This is a genomic window from Mesorhizobium sp. M0195 (genome assembly GCF_040322115.1).
Classification (GTDB): domain Bacteria; phylum Pseudomonadota; class Alphaproteobacteria; order Rhizobiales; family Rhizobiaceae; genus Mesorhizobium.
In genome coordinates this window covers 180,189-197,296 of record NZ_JAMYSV010000003.1, presented here as the reverse complement: position 1 = coordinate 197,296, position 17,108 = coordinate 180,189, and the positions used below count along the sequence as shown (strand labels likewise).

At 63.5% G+C, this 17,108-nt stretch carries 14 protein-coding genes; 7 read left to right on the top strand and 7 right to left on the bottom strand.

Features of this window, described 5'->3' with window-relative positions:
- Positions 1-3 precede the first annotated feature (3 nt).
- Positions 4-1,020 carry a type II secretion system F family protein gene (locus tag NKJ12_RS09150; RefSeq protein WP_352702302.1) on the top strand — a complete coding sequence of 339 codons (1,017 nt, stop codon included), beginning with the start codon at positions 4-6 and terminating at the stop codon, positions 1,018-1,020.
- 114 nt (positions 1,021-1,134) lie between these two features.
- Here the strand turns inward: NKJ12_RS09150 and NKJ12_RS09145 are convergent, their stop codons facing one another.
- Positions 1,135-1,956: a tetratricopeptide repeat protein gene (locus NKJ12_RS09145; protein ID WP_352702543.1), complete on the bottom strand. Its 822-nt coding sequence runs from the start codon at positions 1,954-1,956 to the stop codon at positions 1,135-1,137.
- A 123-nt stretch (positions 1,957-2,079) separates the two neighbouring features.
- On the opposite strand from NKJ12_RS09145, the gene NKJ12_RS09140 reads away from it, so the two are divergent.
- From NKJ12_RS09140 to pdeM, 5 genes are all read left to right on the top strand, one after another.
- Positions 2,080-3,444 (top strand): leucyl aminopeptidase family protein, encoded by a 1,365-nt coding sequence (locus NKJ12_RS09140; protein ID WP_352506160.1) that lies wholly within the window; start codon positions 2,080-2,082, stop codon positions 3,442-3,444.
- A gap of 69 nt (positions 3,445-3,513) precedes the next feature.
- Positions 3,514-3,864, top strand: a complete 351-nt coding sequence (locus tag NKJ12_RS09135) for a MarR family winged helix-turn-helix transcriptional regulator (RefSeq protein WP_023676939.1) — start codon at positions 3,514-3,516, stop codon at positions 3,862-3,864.
- Positions 3,827-4,738, top strand: a complete 912-nt coding sequence (locus NKJ12_RS09130; RefSeq protein WP_502896125.1) for a C40 family peptidase — start codon at positions 3,827-3,829, stop codon at positions 4,736-4,738. The genes NKJ12_RS09135 and NKJ12_RS09130 overlap by 38 nt, the downstream gene beginning before the upstream one ends.
- Positions 4,739-4,805: 67 nt before the next feature.
- A complete protein-coding gene (locus NKJ12_RS09125; RefSeq protein WP_352702300.1) occupies positions 4,806-7,328 on the top strand; it encodes a ligase-associated DNA damage response DEXH box helicase in 2,523 nt (840 codons plus the stop codon).
- Positions 7,325-8,041: a ligase-associated DNA damage response endonuclease PdeM gene (gene pdeM, locus NKJ12_RS09120; RefSeq protein ID WP_352506163.1), complete on the top strand. Its 717-nt coding sequence runs from the start codon at positions 7,325-7,327 to the stop codon at positions 8,039-8,041. The genes NKJ12_RS09125 and pdeM overlap by 4 nt, the downstream gene beginning before the upstream one ends.
- A gap of 2 nt (positions 8,042-8,043) precedes the next feature.
- Here the strand turns inward: pdeM and NKJ12_RS09115 are convergent, their stop codons facing one another.
- From NKJ12_RS09115 to NKJ12_RS09105, 3 genes are read right to left on the bottom strand one after another with little or no spacing between them, the layout of a single operon-like run.
- On the bottom strand, positions 8,044-8,979 hold the full coding sequence (locus tag NKJ12_RS09115) for a dimethyl sulfoxide reductase anchor subunit family protein (RefSeq protein ID WP_352506165.1): 936 nt from the start codon (positions 8,977-8,979) through the stop codon (positions 8,044-8,046).
- Positions 8,980-8,989: 10 nt separating this feature from the next.
- Positions 8,990-9,724, bottom strand: coding sequence for a 4Fe-4S dicluster domain-containing protein (locus tag NKJ12_RS09110; protein ID WP_352506166.1), 735 nt, complete (start codon positions 9,722-9,724; stop codon positions 8,990-8,992).
- Positions 9,721-12,654, bottom strand: coding sequence for a molybdopterin oxidoreductase family protein (locus tag NKJ12_RS09105; RefSeq protein ID WP_352506167.1), 2,934 nt, complete (start codon positions 12,652-12,654; stop codon positions 9,721-9,723). Before NKJ12_RS09105 ends, NKJ12_RS09110 begins: the two co-directional genes overlap by 4 nt.
- A gap of 279 nt (positions 12,655-12,933) precedes the next feature.
- Between NKJ12_RS09105 and NKJ12_RS09100 the strand changes: the two genes are divergently transcribed.
- On the top strand, positions 12,934-13,836 hold the full coding sequence (locus NKJ12_RS09100; RefSeq protein ID WP_352506168.1) for a LysR substrate-binding domain-containing protein: 903 nt from the start codon (positions 12,934-12,936) through the stop codon (positions 13,834-13,836).
- A 5-nt stretch (positions 13,837-13,841) separates the two neighbouring features.
- On the opposite strand, the gene NKJ12_RS09095 is transcribed toward NKJ12_RS09100, so the two are convergent.
- From NKJ12_RS09095 to NKJ12_RS09085, 3 genes are all read right to left on the bottom strand, one after another.
- A complete protein-coding gene (locus tag NKJ12_RS09095) occupies positions 13,842-15,098 on the bottom strand; it encodes an Hsp70 family protein (RefSeq protein WP_352506169.1) in 1,257 nt (418 codons plus the stop codon).
- A 108-nt stretch (positions 15,099-15,206) separates the two neighbouring features.
- On the bottom strand, positions 15,207-15,998 hold the full coding sequence (locus tag NKJ12_RS09090) for a TIGR02186 family protein (RefSeq protein ID WP_254816308.1): 792 nt from the start codon (positions 15,996-15,998) through the stop codon (positions 15,207-15,209).
- The gene (locus NKJ12_RS09085; RefSeq protein ID WP_352506170.1) at positions 15,998-16,921 is read right to left on the bottom strand and encodes a sulfite exporter TauE/SafE family protein; all 924 of its coding nucleotides are present in this window, start codon (positions 16,919-16,921) and stop codon (positions 15,998-16,000) included. Before NKJ12_RS09085 ends, NKJ12_RS09090 begins: the two co-directional genes overlap by 1 nt.
- Positions 16,922-17,108: the final 187 nt, after the last annotated feature.

Genomic DNA, 17,108 nt, shown 5'->3' with positions numbered 1-17,108 from the left:
CGTATGACCGATCACGTCGTCAGAACTCTCACCGATCCGTCCCTGCTGATCGCACTGCTGGTCGGCATAGCGGTGTTTGCGACCGTCTTCACACTGCTGCCCGCCTTTGGCGGGAACCAGCTCAAGGCGCGCATGAAATCCGTGGCGCTGGAGCGCGATGAGCTGCGCGCCAAGCAGCGGGCGCGGCTGGCAATCGAAGCCGACCGCCGCCGCAAGGGCCTGCGCGAAGAACAGTCGGTCGGCATGCGCAATATTGTCGATCGCCTGGATCTCAGGCGTGCGCTGGCGGATGAAGGTACCTTGCAAAAATTGAAAGTGGCGGGTTTTCGCGGGCAAAATCCGCTGACGCGCTTCCTTTTCTTCCGTCTCGTCCTGCCCTTCATCGGCTTTGCATTGGCGGCGATGTATCTGTTCGTGCTCGGCGGATTGCCCGAGCAGCCGTTTTTCGTGAAGCTGTTCGTGTGCGTCGTGGTTGCCTATGCGGGGTTCTACGCGCCGGTGCTCTACGTCAACAACCGCGCTACCAAGCGCAAGCAGTCGATTCAGATGGCGTGGCCGGACGCGCTCGACCTGATGCTGATATGTGTCGAGTCCGGTATGTCGGTGGAAGCGGCGCTTCGCAAAGTCGCCGATGAGATCGGCGCGCAATCGGTGGCATTGGCGGAAGAATTCATCCTGACCAACGCCGAGCTTTCCTATCTGCAGGAGCGCAAGCAGGCCTACGAGAACCTTGCAAGCCGAACTGGCCTGGAATCCGTCAGGTCGGTGTCCCAGGCGCTGGTTCAGGCCGAGCGCTACGGCACGCCCGTGGCGCATGCGTTGCGGGTGCTTGCCAGTGAGAGCCGCGACATGCGCATGAATGCCGCCGAGAAGAAGGCGGCCGCGCTGCCGCCGAAGCTCACCGTGCCGATGATCCTGTTCTTCCTGCCGGTACTGTTCGCCATCATTCTTGGTCCCGCCGGCATCCAGGTGAGCCAGCGCGGCATCTTCGGCGACCAGCCGAAATCCAGCAGCGAGTAGCACCAGCGGCCTTGCCAGAAACGCTGATACGATTCAGCCACGCTGCCGGTGCAGCGCGGCTCTTTGCGTTGGACATGTTGCGGAATTCGTGCGCCGGTTCGGCGCCCGAGCCGGTCAGTTGGTGGCGGGCTTTGCCTTGTCCTGGTCCTTGAGCTGGCTCCAGGCATTCTGCTGCGCCAGCATCTGGCGAAGGTAGGCGACGTTAGCCTGCGCCTGATCCGGCGACAGCTCTTGCGAGGCGATCTTCTCAGCCTCGTCGAAACGGCCTTGCAGACCGACGACCAGCGCCAGGTTCTGGCGAACGCGGCTATCTGCATTCGGCTGCTGGGCGGCCGAGCGCATATAGGTTTCGGCCGTGCGCAAATCACCTTCCAGCACGTACGACATGCCGAGATTGGAAAGGATCGACGGTTCGTTCGGCCTGAGGTCAAGCGCCTTGCGATAGCCTTGGCGCGCCTCGTCCTTTTGGCCCAGCTGGTCGAGAATGGCAGCTTCCGCCGACACCAGTTTCCAATCAGGATATTCAGGGGTCTGCGCGCGGCGCACGGCATCGAGAGCCGGTTCGAACTGTCCGTTGGCGGCAAGCGCCTTGCCATAGGCGGCGAGCACGTCGCGGTCCTTCGGCAAGGCGATAGCCAGCTTGCGCATCACCGCAAGCGATTGGTCTGCGTCGCCGTCCATCTGCAGCGCCGCGGCATAATTTGTCGCGATGCGCTTGTCGCCGGGGTTTTTCGAATAGGACTGGCCGAGCGCCATCGTAGCGTTGTGCAGTTCGCCCGCCGACATTGTTTCCAGCGGCCTGCCGCTTGGACGAGAAATCGAACCAGTCGTCAATTTGCTGGTTCCGCAGCCAGCGACGCCTGCGGCAAGCGCCATCATCAACGCCGTGCTGATCAGCCTGTTTGCGCTGGCGTTCATCCTGCGGTTGGTCAGCATCGGCACCAAGGCTCCGTTCATCGCGTGACCATTTGCGTGGTCATCTTCCCTCCCGCAGAAATATTCTGTTAACCCTAACGGAGAGTTAAGAAACGCCGACTCGGAAAACCCGGAGACCAGCGAATGCCTGTCGAACTCGTCGAGAAAGAATTGAGCAATGCGCTGCCGGTCCATCTGGTGGCGAAGGATGCTCTGGCGGCAGCGGGCCTTGCGCCATCCTCGGTCGCCTGGGCCAAGGCCAACGGCTTCTCCGGCGAAGCTGGCAGGACGCTGATCGTGCCTGGCGACAACGGCGCGATTGCCGGAGCCCTGTTCGGCACCGGTGATGACGAGGGCGCACTGGCCGTCGGCGCACTGGCGAGAGCCTTGCCCGCGGGCGACTGGCGTTTTGCGTCGGCACCCGCCAAGCCGGAGCTTACGGCACTCGCCGTGGCGCTCGGCGGCTATGTCTTCACCCGCTACGGCAAGAAGCCAGGCAAGAGCCTTCGCTTCGCGCTGCCGGCAGGCACCGACGCTGCCCGCATCCGCCGCATCGCCAATGGCATTTTCCTGGCGCGCGATCTGGTCAACACGCCGACCAGCGATATGGGCCCCGGCCAGCTGGAAAAAGCCGCCCGGACCTTGGCCGCGACGCACAAGGCCGAAATATCGGTGACCAAAGGCGACGATCTTCTTACCGCCAACTTTCCGATGATCCACGCCGTCGGTCGGGCATCTGCCGACGCGCCGCGCCTGATCGACATGATTTGGGGGCCGAACAATGCCCCCAGGATAACGCTGGTCGGCAAGGGCGTCTGCTTCGATACAGGCGGTCTCGACATCAAGCCGTCCTCGGGCATGCTTTTGATGAAGAAGGACATGGGCGGCGCTGCCAACGTGCTGGGCCTCGCTTCCATGATTATGGCCACCGGGCTGAAGGTCCGGCTACGCGTGCTCATCCCGGCTGTCGAGAATTCGATAGCCGGCAACGCCTTCCGGCCAGGCGACGTGCTGGTGAGCCGCAAGGGCATCACCGTCGAAATCGGCAACACCGACGCCGAAGGACGGCTGGTACTCGCCGATGCCTTGGCCTTGGCCGATGACGAAGAGCCGCAGATGCTGGTCGATATGGCGACGCTGACAGGCGCTGCCCGTGTTGCGCTCGGTCCCGACCTGCCGCCGTTCTACACCGGTGACGAGGCGCTTGCATCCGAGCTGGCGGACGCCTCCGTTGCGGTCGAGGATCCGTTATGGCGCATGCCGTTGTGGAAGCCCTATGACGCCAAGCTGGCGTCGAAGGTGGCCGACATCAACAATGTCACGTCAGACGGTTTCGCCGGCTCGATCACCGCGGCGCTTTTCCTGAAGCGCTTCGTGGAAAAGACCGCCGGCTGGGCGCATGTCGACATCTACGCCTGGAACCCGTCCGACCGCCCGCACGGTCTTGCCGGTGGCGAAGCGCAAGGCATCCGGGCGCTGGAGCAGGCCATTTCGAACCGCTACGGTTGATTCTCGGGCATAGCCGACGAAGGTATTGACTGAAACGGAACCGAAACAATTTTCAGTCATGCTGGACGGATGTCGATTATCATGCGTCCAAGCCAGGCCTTGCGACTATGGCAACAGGTGGTGTTATCCGAGGTGCGTGACGACGCGCCCGATCTCACCATGCGCCAGACGGCGATCCTGTTCACCATCTATCTCGATCCACCGCCACACACGGTGCGGGGGTTAGCCGCCCGCCTCAACGTCACCAAGCCGGTGATCACCCGTGCGCTCGATACGATGGGGGCGCTGAAACTGGTGTCGCGCCACCGCGACGAGCTCGACAAGCGCAACGTGCTGGTCAGGCGCACAGTAGAAGGCGCGCTCTTTGTCGAGCGCTTTGGCGATGTTATCATTGCCAGAGCCCAAGAGTTGCCCATTTGAACGAGTTGCCGATTTGACCGCCAGGGATGCCCGCCTCCATGCCTTCCGCTCCGATCTCGCCGACGCCAGGCTGAAAGGCGAGGTTTCCGCCGACCGTTTCGTCGCCGGCCGGCCGGCTCGCATATCAGCCTCCGTCGCTGACATCCGCAGGGCGCCGCGGCCGGACGCCGGCGTCGATACCCAGCTTCTGTTCGGCGAAGACGTCCTCGTCTTCGAGGACGTTGGGGGCTGGGCCTGGATACAGGCCGAGCGCGACGGCTACGTCGGCTATGTCGCCGACACTGTGCTGGGCGGTCGGGATCATGCGGCCACGCATGTTGTCTCGGTGCCGCGCACTTTCCTGTATCCGGGACCGGATTTGCGGTTCCCGGTGAGCGGGGAGCTCTCGATGGGGTCATTGGTGGCGGTGACGGGCTCAGCGGAAACGCGCGGCACGCATTATGCTCTGCTGCCGTCCGGCCAGGCGGTCATCTCGGGTCATCTCAGGCCTGTCGCCGAGTTTGCCCCCGACTACGTCGCGGTCGCCGAGTCGTTTCTCGGCACGCCCTACCTGTGGGGTGGCGTCTCCGGATTCGGCATCGATTGTTCCGGTCTCGTGCAACTTGCAATGCACATGGCTGGCAGGCAAGTGCTGCGCGACACCGACATGCAGGCGGCGACCGTCGGCGAACCGCTCGATCCCGGGCCGGATTTTGCCGGGTTGCGGCGCGGCGACCTGGTCTTCTGGAAAGGCCACGTCGCGATCATGACGGATCCGGAGACCATGATCCACGCCAACGGCCACACCATGCTGGTGTCGCGCGAAGGAATGAGGGAGGCGGTCGCCCGTATCGGTTATCTCTATGGCGGCCCGACCGGGTTTCGCCGGCCATAACGCGAATCGATCACCTTTTGTTCTGATTCTGCTTGGCGATTGCGCGTCGCCGCGCTACCTCTGGCACGTGACAGAGCAGCCGCGCCTTGCCCAACAGAATGCCGCCGTCGTCCTGCCCGAGCCATTCGTCAAATGGTTTGCGGAAAAGGGCTGGTCGCCGCGCGCTCACCAGATCGATTTGCTGGCCAAAGCCCAGGACGGGCAGTCGGTATTGCTGATCGCCCCGACCGGCGCCGGCAAGACGCTGGCCGGGTTCTTGCCATCGCTGACCGAACTGGCCGGCCGACCGAGGATAAGGCCGGGGCAGGCGCATCGAGGCATCCATACACTCTACATCTCGCCGCTGAAGGCGCTGGCCGTCGACATCGAGCGCAATCTCGGCAAACCCGTCGCAGAAATCGGGCTGCCGGTCACCGTCGAGACGCGCACCGGTGACACGCCCGCACACAAGCGCCAGCGGCAGAAGCTGGCGCCGCCCGACATTCTCCTGACCACGCCCGAGCAATTGGCCCTGCTGATTGCCGCGCCCGATGCCAGGCGCTTCTTCGAGGACCTGCGCTATGTCGTGCTCGACGAATTGCATTCGCTGGTGACCTCGAAGCGCGGGCATCTCCTGTCGCTCGGGCTGGCCCGGCTGCGCTCGTTTGTGCCGGCCCTCCAGACGATAGGCCTGTCGGCGACGGTCGCCGAGCCCGACGAATTGCGGCGGTGGCTGGTCAGCCAGAATCCACCAGGGCCGATGGCCGACCTGATCGTCGTCACCGGCGGCGCCAAGCCCGACATCTCCATTCTCGATTCGGAGGAGCGCGTGCCGTGGGCGGGACATTCGGCCCGCTATGCAACGCCGGAGATCTACAACGAGATCAAGCGCCACAAGACAACCCTGCTGTTCGTCAACACACGCAGCCAGGCGGAGCTGCTGTTCCAGGAGTTGTGGCGGGTCAACGAGGACACCTTGCCGATCGCGCTGCATCACGGTTCGCTCGATGTCGCCCAGCGCCGGCGCGTCGAAAAGGCGATGGGCGAGAATGCCTTGCGTGCGATCGTCGCCACCTCGACGCTCGACCTCGGCATCGACTGGGGCGATGTCGACCTGGTCGTCCATGTCGGCGCGCCGAAAGGTGCCAGCCGGCTGGCGCAGCGCATCGGCCGCGCCAACCACCGTATGGACGAGCCGTCCAAGGCGATCCTGATTCCGGCCAACCGCTTCGAGGTGCTGGAATGCAGGGCGGCGCTCGATGCCAATTATCTCGGTGCCCAGGATACGCCGCCGCTGGTCAATGGCGGGCTCGACGTGCTGGCGCAGCACGTGCTGGGCTGTGCCTGCGGTGCGCCGTTCCATGCCGATGCGCTGTTTGGGGAAGTGCGGACGGCAGCACCCTACGCCAATCTCGATCGGCCGACATTCGATCGCGTCATCGATTTCGTCGCCACTGGCGGCTATGCGCTGAAGAACTACGAGCGCTATGCCCGCATCCGGTTGAACAAGGACGGGCTGTGGCGGGTCTCAAATCCTCGCGTCGCCCAGCAATACCGGCTCAATGTCGGCACCATCATCGAAGTGCCGGCGCTCAACGTCCGCTACGTCCAGGCCGGCAGCAGAGGCGCGGCTTCGCGTGGCGGCCGGGTTCTGGGCAAGATCGAGGAGGCGTTCCTCGAAACGCTGACGCATGGCGACACCTTCATGTTCGCCGGCAAGGTGCTGCGCTTCGAAGGTATCCGCGAGAATGAGTGCTTTGTCTCGAATGCACCCGGCAGCGACGCCAAGGTCCCGTATTACGGCGGTGGCAAATTCCCGCTTTCGACGTACCTGGCCGAACAGGTCCGCGCCATGCTGGACGATCCGCAGCGCTGGAAGAAGCTGCCGGAGCAGGTCGCCGACTGGCTTCGTTTCCAGGCCGACAAGTCGGTGCTGCCGAAACGCGACGATCTGCTGATCGAGACTTTTCCGCGCGGCAACCGCTACTATCTGGTGGCCTATCCGTTCGAGGGCAGGCTGGCGCACCAGACGCTCGGCATGCTGCTCACCCGCCGCCTCGACAGGGCGGGAGCCAAGCCGCTCGGCTTCGTCGCCACAGACTATGCGCTTGCCATATGGTCGCTTGCCGATATGGGCCGGATGTTCAGGGCGAAGAAACCGTCGCTGGCAGCGCTCTTCGATGAGGACATGCTGGGCGACGACCTCGAAGCTTGGCTCGCCGGCAGTTGGTTGTTGAAGCGCACCTTTCGCAATTGCGCGCTGATCTCGGGATTAATCGAGAAACGCCACCCGGGCCAAGAGAAGAGCGGCCGCCAGGTGACCGTGTCGACGGATCTCATCTACGACGTGCTGCGCAGCCATGAGCCTGACCATATCCTGCTGCAGGCGACGCGTGCCGACGCCGCGACCGGTCTGCTGGATGTCAGCAGACTTGCCGAGATGCTCTCGCGCGTCCAGGGCCGAATCATGCATAAGAACCTCGAGCAGATATCGCCGCTCGCCGTGCCGATCATGCTCGAGATCGGCAAAATGCCTGTGCACGGCGAGGCCGATGACACGCTGCTGATGGATGCAGCCACGCTGGTCGAGGAGGCCATGGGGACGAAATGACTGTCGCGCTGGCCATGGCTGCACCTCTGGCGGAGGTGGGTTCTGTCGATATCGCCGGCGAACGCGCGGTCTGCGACCGCCGCGGCGTGCTCTACTTTCCCGAATTCCGGCTTCTGGCCGTGTCCGACCTGCATCTGGAAAAAGGCTCCTCGCTGGCCAGGCGCGGCACGCTGGTTCCCCCTTACGACACCGGAGCCACGTTACTCCGCTTGCAAGCGGTAATCGCCGACTACCAACCTTCGATCGTCATCAGCCTGGGCGACAGTTTTCACGATGGCGGCGGCGCTGCGCGCATGCACGCAAGCTTTCGCGAAAGGCTGGAAGGCCTGATGGTTGGGCGCGACTGGTTCTGGGTCACCGGCAATCATGATCCTGAAGCACCGGCCGACCTGCCCGGCGAGACCGTGCGCGAATTGGCCATCGGCTCTCTGCTCTTCCGGCACGAGCCTTCGGCGGTAAGGGTGGAGGGCGAGATATCAGGCCATCTGCATCCTTGCGCCCGCATCGTGCAGCAAGGCCGCTCGGTGCGGCGGCGCTGCTTTGCCGGCGATGGCGGCCGCATGATCATGCCGGCCTTCGGCGCCTATACCGGCTCGCTCAATCTGCTTGATCGCGCCTATGCCGGGCTGTTCCGCCGTGAAACGCTGATGGCCTACATGCTTGGCACCGAACGCATCTTCGCGATTTCCCACGCGATGCTCAGGCCGGGCTGAACCTACCTGCCGTAGTACAAAGTGACGGTGTGCTTGGCCTCGGCGAAGAACAGCCAGCGCTCGACCAGCATGCCGGCGAGTTGGGCGATCGCGGCGAGCATCGACGAAACCGCCGCATAGGGCCACGGCAGGGCGAACGCCGCCACCAACAGCAACGCAGGCAAAGCAAAGGCCAGCACCTGCGTGATCTGGCGTAGCCGCACGCTGTGCTTGCGCGCGATGCGGAAGCCCATCTCCTTGAGCAAGTAGTTTTCCTCGGTATGCGGCCATTCCATCGACCGCACCGTGCCGCCGGCCAGACCCGTCGCCGTGTTGGCTGTGGTCGGGATTTCCAGCCGGTCGTTGTACCGCCAGGTCGCCAGCTTCCAGCCCCAGCCGAGCACGGTCAGCAATAGGGCAGCCGCGAGAAGCGTATTCGAGCCGACGGCAAAACCCTGCAGCAGCGCATTGAGCAGCACGCAGCCGGTCATTGCCGAAAAGATCAGATAGCCGGGCAGGGTGAAGCGGCTGTGCCATTGGGCGATAGGCTTCAACGACGCGTAGATCATGCCGGTGGTGCAGACGGTTGCGACCGCGCCGATGGCAGCGAGCAGCCCGGCGACAGCCACCCAGCCGCTCGTACGGCCGAGGACCACCCAGCCAATACCGAACAGTCCCGCCGGCATGAAGGTCGCAACCGACGCAACGCCTTCGCGTGACAGCCAGGAGCTTCGCCATTGCGAGAAGGCACGCCAGGCGCGTTCGGGACGGCCGAGATGGCCGGCCGACGACAGCAGGCCTGCCGAGATCAGGCCAAGCGCCAGCCCCATGCCGGTGAGGCCAAGCCAGAAATCGGGCGGGATAAAGCCCTGTCCGGCGAGCACGCCAAGTAGTGCGAGCAGGCCGTAACCGGCGCCCGTGGCGGTGGTGAAAAAGACGACGGAGAATGCTGGATGCATGAGACGCGGGTTAGTTCGAAAGCATGCGGTCGACCCAGCCGAGGAAGCCGCCTTCGGCCCGCACCGCTTCAAGCGCCGGCGCCGGCACCGATGCGGCGCGGGTGGTGTGGGCACGTGGCGGCAGATATTTGTTGGTCGGCTTATAGCCCATTTCCGGCATCAGATCGACACCGCCGCGCTCGGCCACCAGTTGCGAGATAGCCGATGCCGGATCGCCCAGATCGCCGAAATGCCGCGCGCTGGTCGGGCAAGCAGCGACGCAGGCCGGAACGCGATCTTCTTCCGCCAGATTGTTGTTGTAGATACGGTCGACGCACAGCGTGCATTTCTTCATCACGCCGACATCGGTGTCGAACTCGCGCGCGCCATAGGGGCAGGCCCAGCTGCACAATTTGCAGCCAATGCACTTGTCCTCGTCGACCAGCACAATGCCGTCCGAGGCCCGTTTGTAGGAGGCGCCGGTCGGACATACGGTGACACAGGCCGGTGTCTCGCAATGCAGACAGGAGCGCGGGAAATTGACCGTGCGCCCACCCATCTCAGTCATGTGCTCATAGCTGTGCACGCGGTTGAACCAGACCCCGTCGGCGTCGCCGCCATACGGATCGATGTCGGTCAGCGGCGCCATGTGGCCGCCGGTGTTCCATTCCTTGCAGGCGGTGACGCAGGCCTGACAGCCGACACAGGTGTCGAGATCGATGACCAGGCCGAGCTTCTTGTCGGTTTGGGCGGGAAGGCAGGTCATGGTCTGGCAGCTTCTCTTTCCCGGCGGAACTCTGCGCCGAAAGTGAGCTTGTCAGGCGAGGGTTCGAAATGCGGCGGCTGCCGGAACCGCTCGAACTGCGGCTCGGTGAAGCCGCCTTCCTCGGCCGCGCATTTGACGATGCGCACGCGCAGGTCGAACCACGCCGCCTGGCCGGTCACCGGATCGGAATTCGAATAGCGTTTGCCGCTGGCATCGGCGGAGGTCTGGTCGCCGATGATGTGGTTGAGCAGGAAGCCGCGATTGGATTCGGCCGCGCCATCCTTGAGCCCCCAGCTGCCGCGACGCTTGCCGATCGCATTCCACGTCCACACCGTATCGGCGTTGACGCCGTCGACCAGCTTGATCTGTCCTTTGACCTTGCCGTTGATGCTCTCGATCCACACCCAGTCGTTATCGACAAGCCCGAGGCTGGCGGCGGTCCGGTGATGCACGAACAGCCGGTTCTGGCTGGTGATCTGCCTTAGCCAGGCATTCTGCGAGCCCCAGGAATGATACATGTGCATTGGCCGCTGCGTCAGCGCGTGCAGCGGATAGGCTTGGCTGTCAACCGCAGTCTCTTCGAAGGGCGCATACCAGAACGGCAGCGGATCCATATAGGTCTCGATGCGGCTACGCTCGGCTTCCGGCGGCAGCACCCGGCCATGGCCGCGCGCCGCCAGGCGGAAGCGCTGCATCGGCTCGGAATAGAGTTGGAACACGATCGGCTCGGCTTTCGGGATGAAGCCCATGCTCTCGGCGAAGTCGAGATAGGAGCGGTTTGCCATCTTGTAGTAGCGCTGATCGGCGGCGAAATCCTGGTGCCAGAAGCCGCCATTGTCGATGTAGCGCTGCAACTGGTCGGGATTGACGTCGCCCTTGCCGACCAGGGTCCCGTCCTTGCCGCGCCAGCCGGCGAGTGGACCGACACCTGGCGTACGCTCGTGATTGACGATGTAGTCGGCATAGTCGCGGTATTTGGCGGAGCCGTCGTCATCGACGAAACCGGGCAGACCGAGCCGCGCGCCGAGTTCGATCAGCACCGTCTGGAACGGCCTGACGTCGCGGTCCGGCTCGACGACGGGATGGCGGATGGCGTCGCCCGGACCGTCGGCGTGGCTGATCGGCCGGTCGAGCAGACTGATACAGTCATGACGCTCGAGATAGGTCGTGTCCGGCAGCACCAGATCGGCAAAGGGCACGGTCTCGGAATAATAAGCGTCGGAATAGATGATGAACGGGATCTTGTACTCGCCCGCCGCATCGATATCGGTCAGCATCGCCATCGTCTCGACCGTATTCATCGACGAGTTCCAGGCCATGTTGGACATGTACATGAACAGAGTGTCGATCTTGTAGGGATCGCCTGCCCAGGCGTTACGGATGACCGTGTGCATGAGCCCATGAGCGGCCAGCGGCGCGTCCCAGGAGTATGCCTTGTCGATACGAACAGGCCTGCTGCCTTCATCGATCAGCAGGTCCTCAGGTCCGCAGACGAAGCCGAGCGGCATGCCTTCGAGCGGTGTCATCGGCTTCACATTCTTGCCGGCGGGCTTTGGACCCGGCGGCGCGGACCGCGGATAAGGCGGTTTGAAGCGGAAGCCGCCCGGCACGTCCACCGTGCCGAGAAGCACCTGAAGCAGATGAATGGCGCGGCAAGTGTGAAACCCGTTCGAATGGGCCGAGATGCCGCGCATCGCATGCATCGACATCGGCCGACCCTTGATGGTCTTGTGCCGGCGGCCGGCCCAGTCCGTCCAGGCCACCGGCAGTTCGATTTGCTGTTCGAAGGCGACATGAGCGAGTTCTGCAGCAATGCGTCGGATCGTGTCGGCGGAGATGCCGCACCGGTCAGCGACGGCGTCGGGTGAATAGCACTCGTCCAGATAGCGGTCGGCGACGAGTTGGAAGACCGGCACGCAGCGGCGGCTGTCGACGAGAACGCTGCCGGTCAGTGCGGGCTTTGCGTCGGTATCGCCGGCGTCGACAGGCGTCTTCGCCACCCTGTCCCAAGCCAGCGGATTGCCGTCGCCGTCGCGCATGAACAGCCCGTCATCGGCGGCTCCAGGCTCCTGAATGACCAGGATGTGGGCGTTGGTGTAGCGCAAGAGGTAGTCGAGATCGACGCGCCCTGCCTTCAGCAATTCGTGGATGAGGGCGAACACAAACAGGCCGTCGGTGCCGGGCCGGATGCCGATCCAGTCGTCGGCAATCGCGTTGTAGCCGGTGCGGCAGGGATTGATTGAAACCACCTTGGCGCCGCGCGCCTTGAGCTTGCCGAGGCCGATCTTGATCGGATTGGAATCATGGTCTTCGGCAACCCCGAACAGCATGAAATACTTGGTGTTGTCCCAGTCGGGCTCGCCGAACTCCCAGAACGAGCCGCCAATCGTGTAGAGGCCGCCGGCTGCCATGTTCACCGAGCAGAAACCGCCATGGGCCGCGAAGTTCGGCGTGCCGAACTGGCTCGCCCACCAACCGGTCAGCGATTGCGACTGGTCGCGGCCGGTGAAGAAGGCGAGTTTCTTCGGATCGGTCTGGCGGATGTTCGAAAGCCGCTCTGTCGCGAGCGACAAAGCTTCCTCCCACTCGATCTCGCGGAACTCGCCCGAGCCGCGCAGTCCGGTGCGCAGCAATGGTTTCGTCAGCCGGGCCGGGCTGTAATGCTGCATGATGCCGGCGCTGCCTTTGCCGCACAGCACGCCGCGATTGACCGGATGATCCTTGTTGCCGTTGATGTAGCGGACCTTGCCATCTTTGATATGGACGTCGATGCCGCAGCGGCAGGCGCACATATAGCAGGTGGTCTTGGCGATGCTGTCGGAGACATCAGGCGAAGTATCGACGCCGTCGCGTTCAGCGGGCGCTCGCGTATCGGCAAGCGGCCGTTGTGATGGTGCCGAATTAGCTCCGCGCAGCAGGTTGTTGGTCATGATCCGGTGATGCTCTTGCGCCCCGCGAACTTGGCTCTCGTCTTCGGGCCTGGGCCGCGCATGTAATGCTCTTCCGGGCGATAGCGTTCACCCAAGAGCCGCCGCCGCAGGCTGCGGGTCCAGTGCGCAAACACGGATTTGAACCGCCCCACCAATTTTACCCTCGACTGCTCTGGCGCGACTTTTTTCCAATTTCGAGCCAAAATTTAGAACAAAGCGACCGATCCGTCTAACAACTTGCTCTTGTAATTCCAATCGGATTTGCTTCTTAGTGTCGGAATGACCCTGGACCAGTTGCGGATCTTCGTCGCCGTCGCCGAACGGGCGCACATGACCAAAGCGGCCGAGTTGCTGGGCATCTCACAGTCGGCCGCATCCGCCGCGATCCGCTCGCTCGAACAGCAGCATGGCGTCCAGTTGTTCAACCGCGTCGGCCGCAACATCGAGCTCGCCGAAACCGGACGCCGATTCTTGCCCGAGGCCAAGGCGGTCCTCGAGCGGGCTGCGGCCGCCCACAACGTGCTGGAGCATGTCTCGCAAACGATCACCGGCAGTCTCTCGATCGCTGCCAGCCAGACCATTGCCAGCTATTGGCTGCCGCGCCGGCTCGCCTCTTTCCACGAAGCCTATCCTGCCGTCAGGCTGAGCGTGAGCATTGGCAACACCAGGCAGGTCGAGACCAATGTACTTGATGGCGCAGCCGATTTTGGCCTGGTCGAGGGGCGCACCGAATCCGACATTTTGCGGCGTGCCAAGGTCGATATCGATCGCATGATGCTGGTCGTGGCGCGCTCGCACCCTGAGATCGCGGAAGTTTCGCCTGGACATCCCGATCTTGGCGGGCTTCGCTGGATCATTCGCGAAGGCGGTTCGGGCACGCGCGAGGCGCTGGAGGACCTTGCCCGACGCGACGGGATTTCGTTCGCGGACCTGCAGATATTCCTGGTATTGCCGAGTAATGAGGCTATTCGCCAGGCGGTCGAGGCCGGCGCCGGCGCCAGCATCATCTCGGAACTCGTCGCCGCCCGCGCGGTCGCCGAAGGTAGCCTGCGTTCTGTGCCGGTCGATCTGCCGAAGCGCGAATTTGCCATGATCACGCATCGCGACCGGCAGCCGAGCCTGGCCCAGATGGCGCTCAAGGCGCATCTTGGCGGCAAAGCTGAGAGACTCGCGCCGCTTTAAGCCGATCAGCCGAACTTCCGCTGCGCGTCGAGCGCCAGCCCAAGCCCGACCGAGCCGAACACATCGCCTTGGATTACCGACGCCTGCGGCACCAGCGCCAGGATCCGCTGCCTGGCCAGCGGGATCGCGGTCGATCCGCCGGTCAAGAACAACGCGGTGATGTCCGAGGCCTTCACCTGTGCGTCGCGGATGGTCTGCTCGACTGTAGCCGCAACACGCTCAATGTCTCTGGCTATGGTGGCTTCGAGACCCTTGCGCGTGATTTCTGCCGTGAACCTCACCTCTGGCAGCGCGACCTCGACATCGGCCGACGAACGGTCCGTCAGCTCGATCTTGGCCTTTTCGACCAGCGCCGCCAGCGCGTGGCCGTAACGATGCTCGACGATGTGGATGAAGCGGTCGACCAGGTCTGCGCGCTCCGCCTCATAGCGGATCTGGCGCAGATGCGTCATCGCCCTCGCGGTATAGACCAGGTTGATGCGCTGCCACGTCGCCAGGTCGATGAAGTAGCTCGCCGGCAGATTACGTTTGCCATCCTTGGTCAGTGAGAGATAGCCGAGCTGCGGCATCACATGGGCGATGCTCAACAGCCGGTCGAAGTCGGTGCCGCCGATGTGGATGCCGCGGCTGGCCAGGATGTCGTCTTTGCGGTCAAGCGAGCGGGCGCGCTCGGGCGAGACGCGCACGATTGAGAAGTCGGACGTGCCGCCGCCCATGTCGACGATCAGCGCTAGTTCCTCGCGCGTCACCTTTTGTTCGTAGTCGAGTGCCGCGGCAATCGGTTCGAACTGGAAGGCGATGTGCTTGAAGCCGTGGGCACGAGCGGCATTTTCGAGTTCGTGCTCCGCCTTCGCGTCAGCCTCGGCATCGTCGTCGACGAACTGCACGGGCCGTCCCAGCACGACGCTGTCGACCGCGTCATGGGCCTCTTCTTCCAGCTTCTTTTTCAGATGGCCGACGAACAGGCCGACAATCTCCATGAAGCCGATCGAACGCGCCTTGATGCGCGTCTTTTCGTGGGCGAGCGAGCTGCCGAGCACACTCTTCAACGAGCGCATCAGGCGGCCTTCGATACTGTCCGTATAGTTGGCAAGGGCGCGTCGCCCGAAATAGGTGCGGTTGTCCTCGAAATTGAAAAACACCGCACTGGGCAGCGTGACCTGGCCGTCTTCCAACGCCACCAGCCGCGGCTGCCCGTTCCTGACCACGCTGACAGTGGAATTCGAAGTGCCGAAGTCGATCCCGGCGAATGCTGGTCGCATCGTGCGTTCCTGTATTTCTGATTTGGGGAGCAGCAGCTCGTGTCCGGTCGGGCCGGGGGTCGCGGTCTAACCCATACCCTCGGAAAGGGAAACCACTTTTACGAGAGTTCAGTCTTTCCTGAAGACCAGTCTTCCGAGCCAGCCTGTCAGCATGGCCAACGATACGGCAAAGACACCGTAGAGGAACGAGTAGTCGTGGGCGACGCGGAAGATCGACTGTTCGAAACCGGACTTGCGGATTTCGAGCTGGGCGGAGCTTTCCTTGATGAACAGGCCGCTCTTGAACAGGAAGGCGCGGGCCTTATGGGTGCCGACCGGAACGTTTGGGGCGAGCCTGACGGTGGCGCGGAACAGGTTCTGCGACAGGAACTGCACACCGCCGACATTCTCGCTGTAGAGGCCGGTCGCCGACTTGCGTTCGCGCAGCGCGGCGGTGAACTCCTCGATTGTCGCCGGGCTGTCGCCGGCGTCGGCTGGCTGCAAATAGAGGTTCGAGGCGCCAAGCGACAGCTGCTTGTAGCTGTTCGGATCGGTGACGTCCTGCAGCGGCCGGGTCGTCGCCACCGAATAGGAGACAGGTACGTTTTTGAAGGTCTCCGACTCCAGATTGACCCAGACGCCGAGCACCCGGTCCTTGCGGCGCACGACGACCGGTCGGGCCGGGCCTTCCAGCACGACGATCACGTCGTAGCGCCCTTGCCGCGCGACAAGCGGATCCGCATTTTCCAACGAGCCGAAGATGGTCAGGTCGGCGCCGGAAAAGCCGGCGGTAATCGAGACATTGTCGGTCGAAAGGCCGATCTGGATATTTTCGGTCAGAGGCGCCTGCGCCTTCGCTGGTGGCGCAGCCGGCAGCAGCGACAGCAAGGCGGCGGCCGCGAGCGTCCTTAAGCCAGCCATCAGCTCAGGCCCACGCCGGACAGCGAATAGAGGTTGGGTGGCGTGACGAAGAGATCGATGGCAAGCCGGATGGCGACCGCCAGCACCAGCAGCGCCAGCAGCGCCCTGAGTTGCTCGCCTCGCAGCCGCTGACCGGCCTTGGCGCCATATTGCGCGCCGGCTACGCCGCCTGCCATCAACAGGAAAGCGAGCATGACGTCGACGGTCTGGTTGGTGGTGGCGTGGACCAGCGTGGTGTAGGCCGAGGTGAAGATGATCTGGAACAGCGAGGTGCCGATGACCACGTTGGTAGGCACCTTCAAAAGGTAGATCAGGGCCGGCACCATGATGAAGCCGCCGCCGACGCCCATGATCGACGACAGGAAGCCAATCGCCGCGCCCAGCCCAAGCACCGGAATGACGCTGACGAAGAGCTTTGAGGCCCTGAACCGCATCTTCAGCGGCAGGCGGTGGATCCAATTGTGCTGGCCGGATTTCTTCAACACCGGTGCGGCGCCGCTGCGAGTGGCGCGCAATGCATTGACACTCTCGACGAGCATCAGTCCGCCGACAGTGCCGAGCAGCAGGACGTAGAGCAGCGAGATAAACAGGTCGAGCTGGCCGAGCCGGCGCAGGAGCGCAAAGACATAGATACCACCGGTCGAGCCGACGATACCGCCGGCTAAAAGCACGCCGCCAAGCTTGAAGTCGAGCGTGCCGCGCTTCATGTGCGACAGGGCGCCGGAGAAGGAGGAGGCGATGACCTGGTTGGCGCCGGTGGCGACCGCGATTGCCGGCGGTATGTTGTAGAAGATCAGCAGCGGCGTAATGAGAAAGCCGCCGCCCACGCCGAACATGCCCGACAGGAAACCCACCGCCGCACCCATGGCCAGCAGCACGAAGATGTTGACGGAAATTTCCGCGATCGGGAGATAGATGCCCACCCGTCAGTCTCGATCAGTTTGCCTCCTGGCGAATGCAACCGTTGCGGGCATTTTGCGCCAAAAGGCTATTTCGTTCTTGCGCCGGCCGGGCGGTGAAGTCAAACTTCGCCGCGCCGCCGAAACAAAAAACAACTCAATCAGTTAACAGGCAAATCTGTGGCAAGGGCGTCGCGGAAACGACGCATCC

Bases quoted from the DNA above. Each gene is read 5' to 3' on its own strand.
- NKJ12_RS09150 (WP_352702302.1), top strand. From the start codon at position 4: ATGACCGATCACGTCGTCAGAACTCTCACCGATCCGTCCCTGCTGATC.
- NKJ12_RS09145 (WP_352702543.1), bottom strand. From the start codon at position 1,956: ATGCTGACCAACCGCAGGATGAACGCCAGCGCAAACAGGCTGATCAGC.
- NKJ12_RS09140 (WP_352506160.1), top strand. From the start codon at position 2,080: ATGCCTGTCGAACTCGTCGAGAAAGAATTGAGCAATGCGCTGCCGGTC.
- NKJ12_RS09135 (WP_023676939.1), top strand. From the start codon at position 3,514: ATGTCGATTATCATGCGTCCAAGCCAGGCCTTGCGACTATGGCAACAG.
- NKJ12_RS09130 (WP_502896125.1), top strand. From the start codon at position 3,827: ATGTTATCATTGCCAGAGCCCAAGAGTTGCCCATTTGAACGAGTTGCC.
- pdeM (WP_352506163.1), top strand. From the start codon at position 7,325: ATGACTGTCGCGCTGGCCATGGCTGCACCTCTGGCGGAGGTGGGTTCT.
- NKJ12_RS09115 (WP_352506165.1), bottom strand. From the start codon at position 8,979: ATGCATCCAGCATTCTCCGTCGTCTTTTTCACCACCGCCACGGGCGCC.
- NKJ12_RS09110 (WP_352506166.1), bottom strand. From the start codon at position 9,724: ATGACCTGCCTTCCCGCCCAAACCGACAAGAAGCTCGGCCTGGTCATC.
- NKJ12_RS09105 (WP_352506167.1), bottom strand. From the start codon at position 12,654: ATGACCAACAACCTGCTGCGCGGAGCTAATTCGGCACCATCACAACGG.
- NKJ12_RS09100 (WP_352506168.1), top strand. From the start codon at position 12,934: ATGACCCTGGACCAGTTGCGGATCTTCGTCGCCGTCGCCGAACGGGCG.
- NKJ12_RS09095 (WP_352506169.1), bottom strand. From the start codon at position 15,098: ATGCGACCAGCATTCGCCGGGATCGACTTCGGCACTTCGAATTCCACT.
- NKJ12_RS09090 (WP_254816308.1), bottom strand. From the start codon at position 15,998: ATGGCTGGCTTAAGGACGCTCGCGGCCGCCGCCTTGCTGTCGCTGCTG.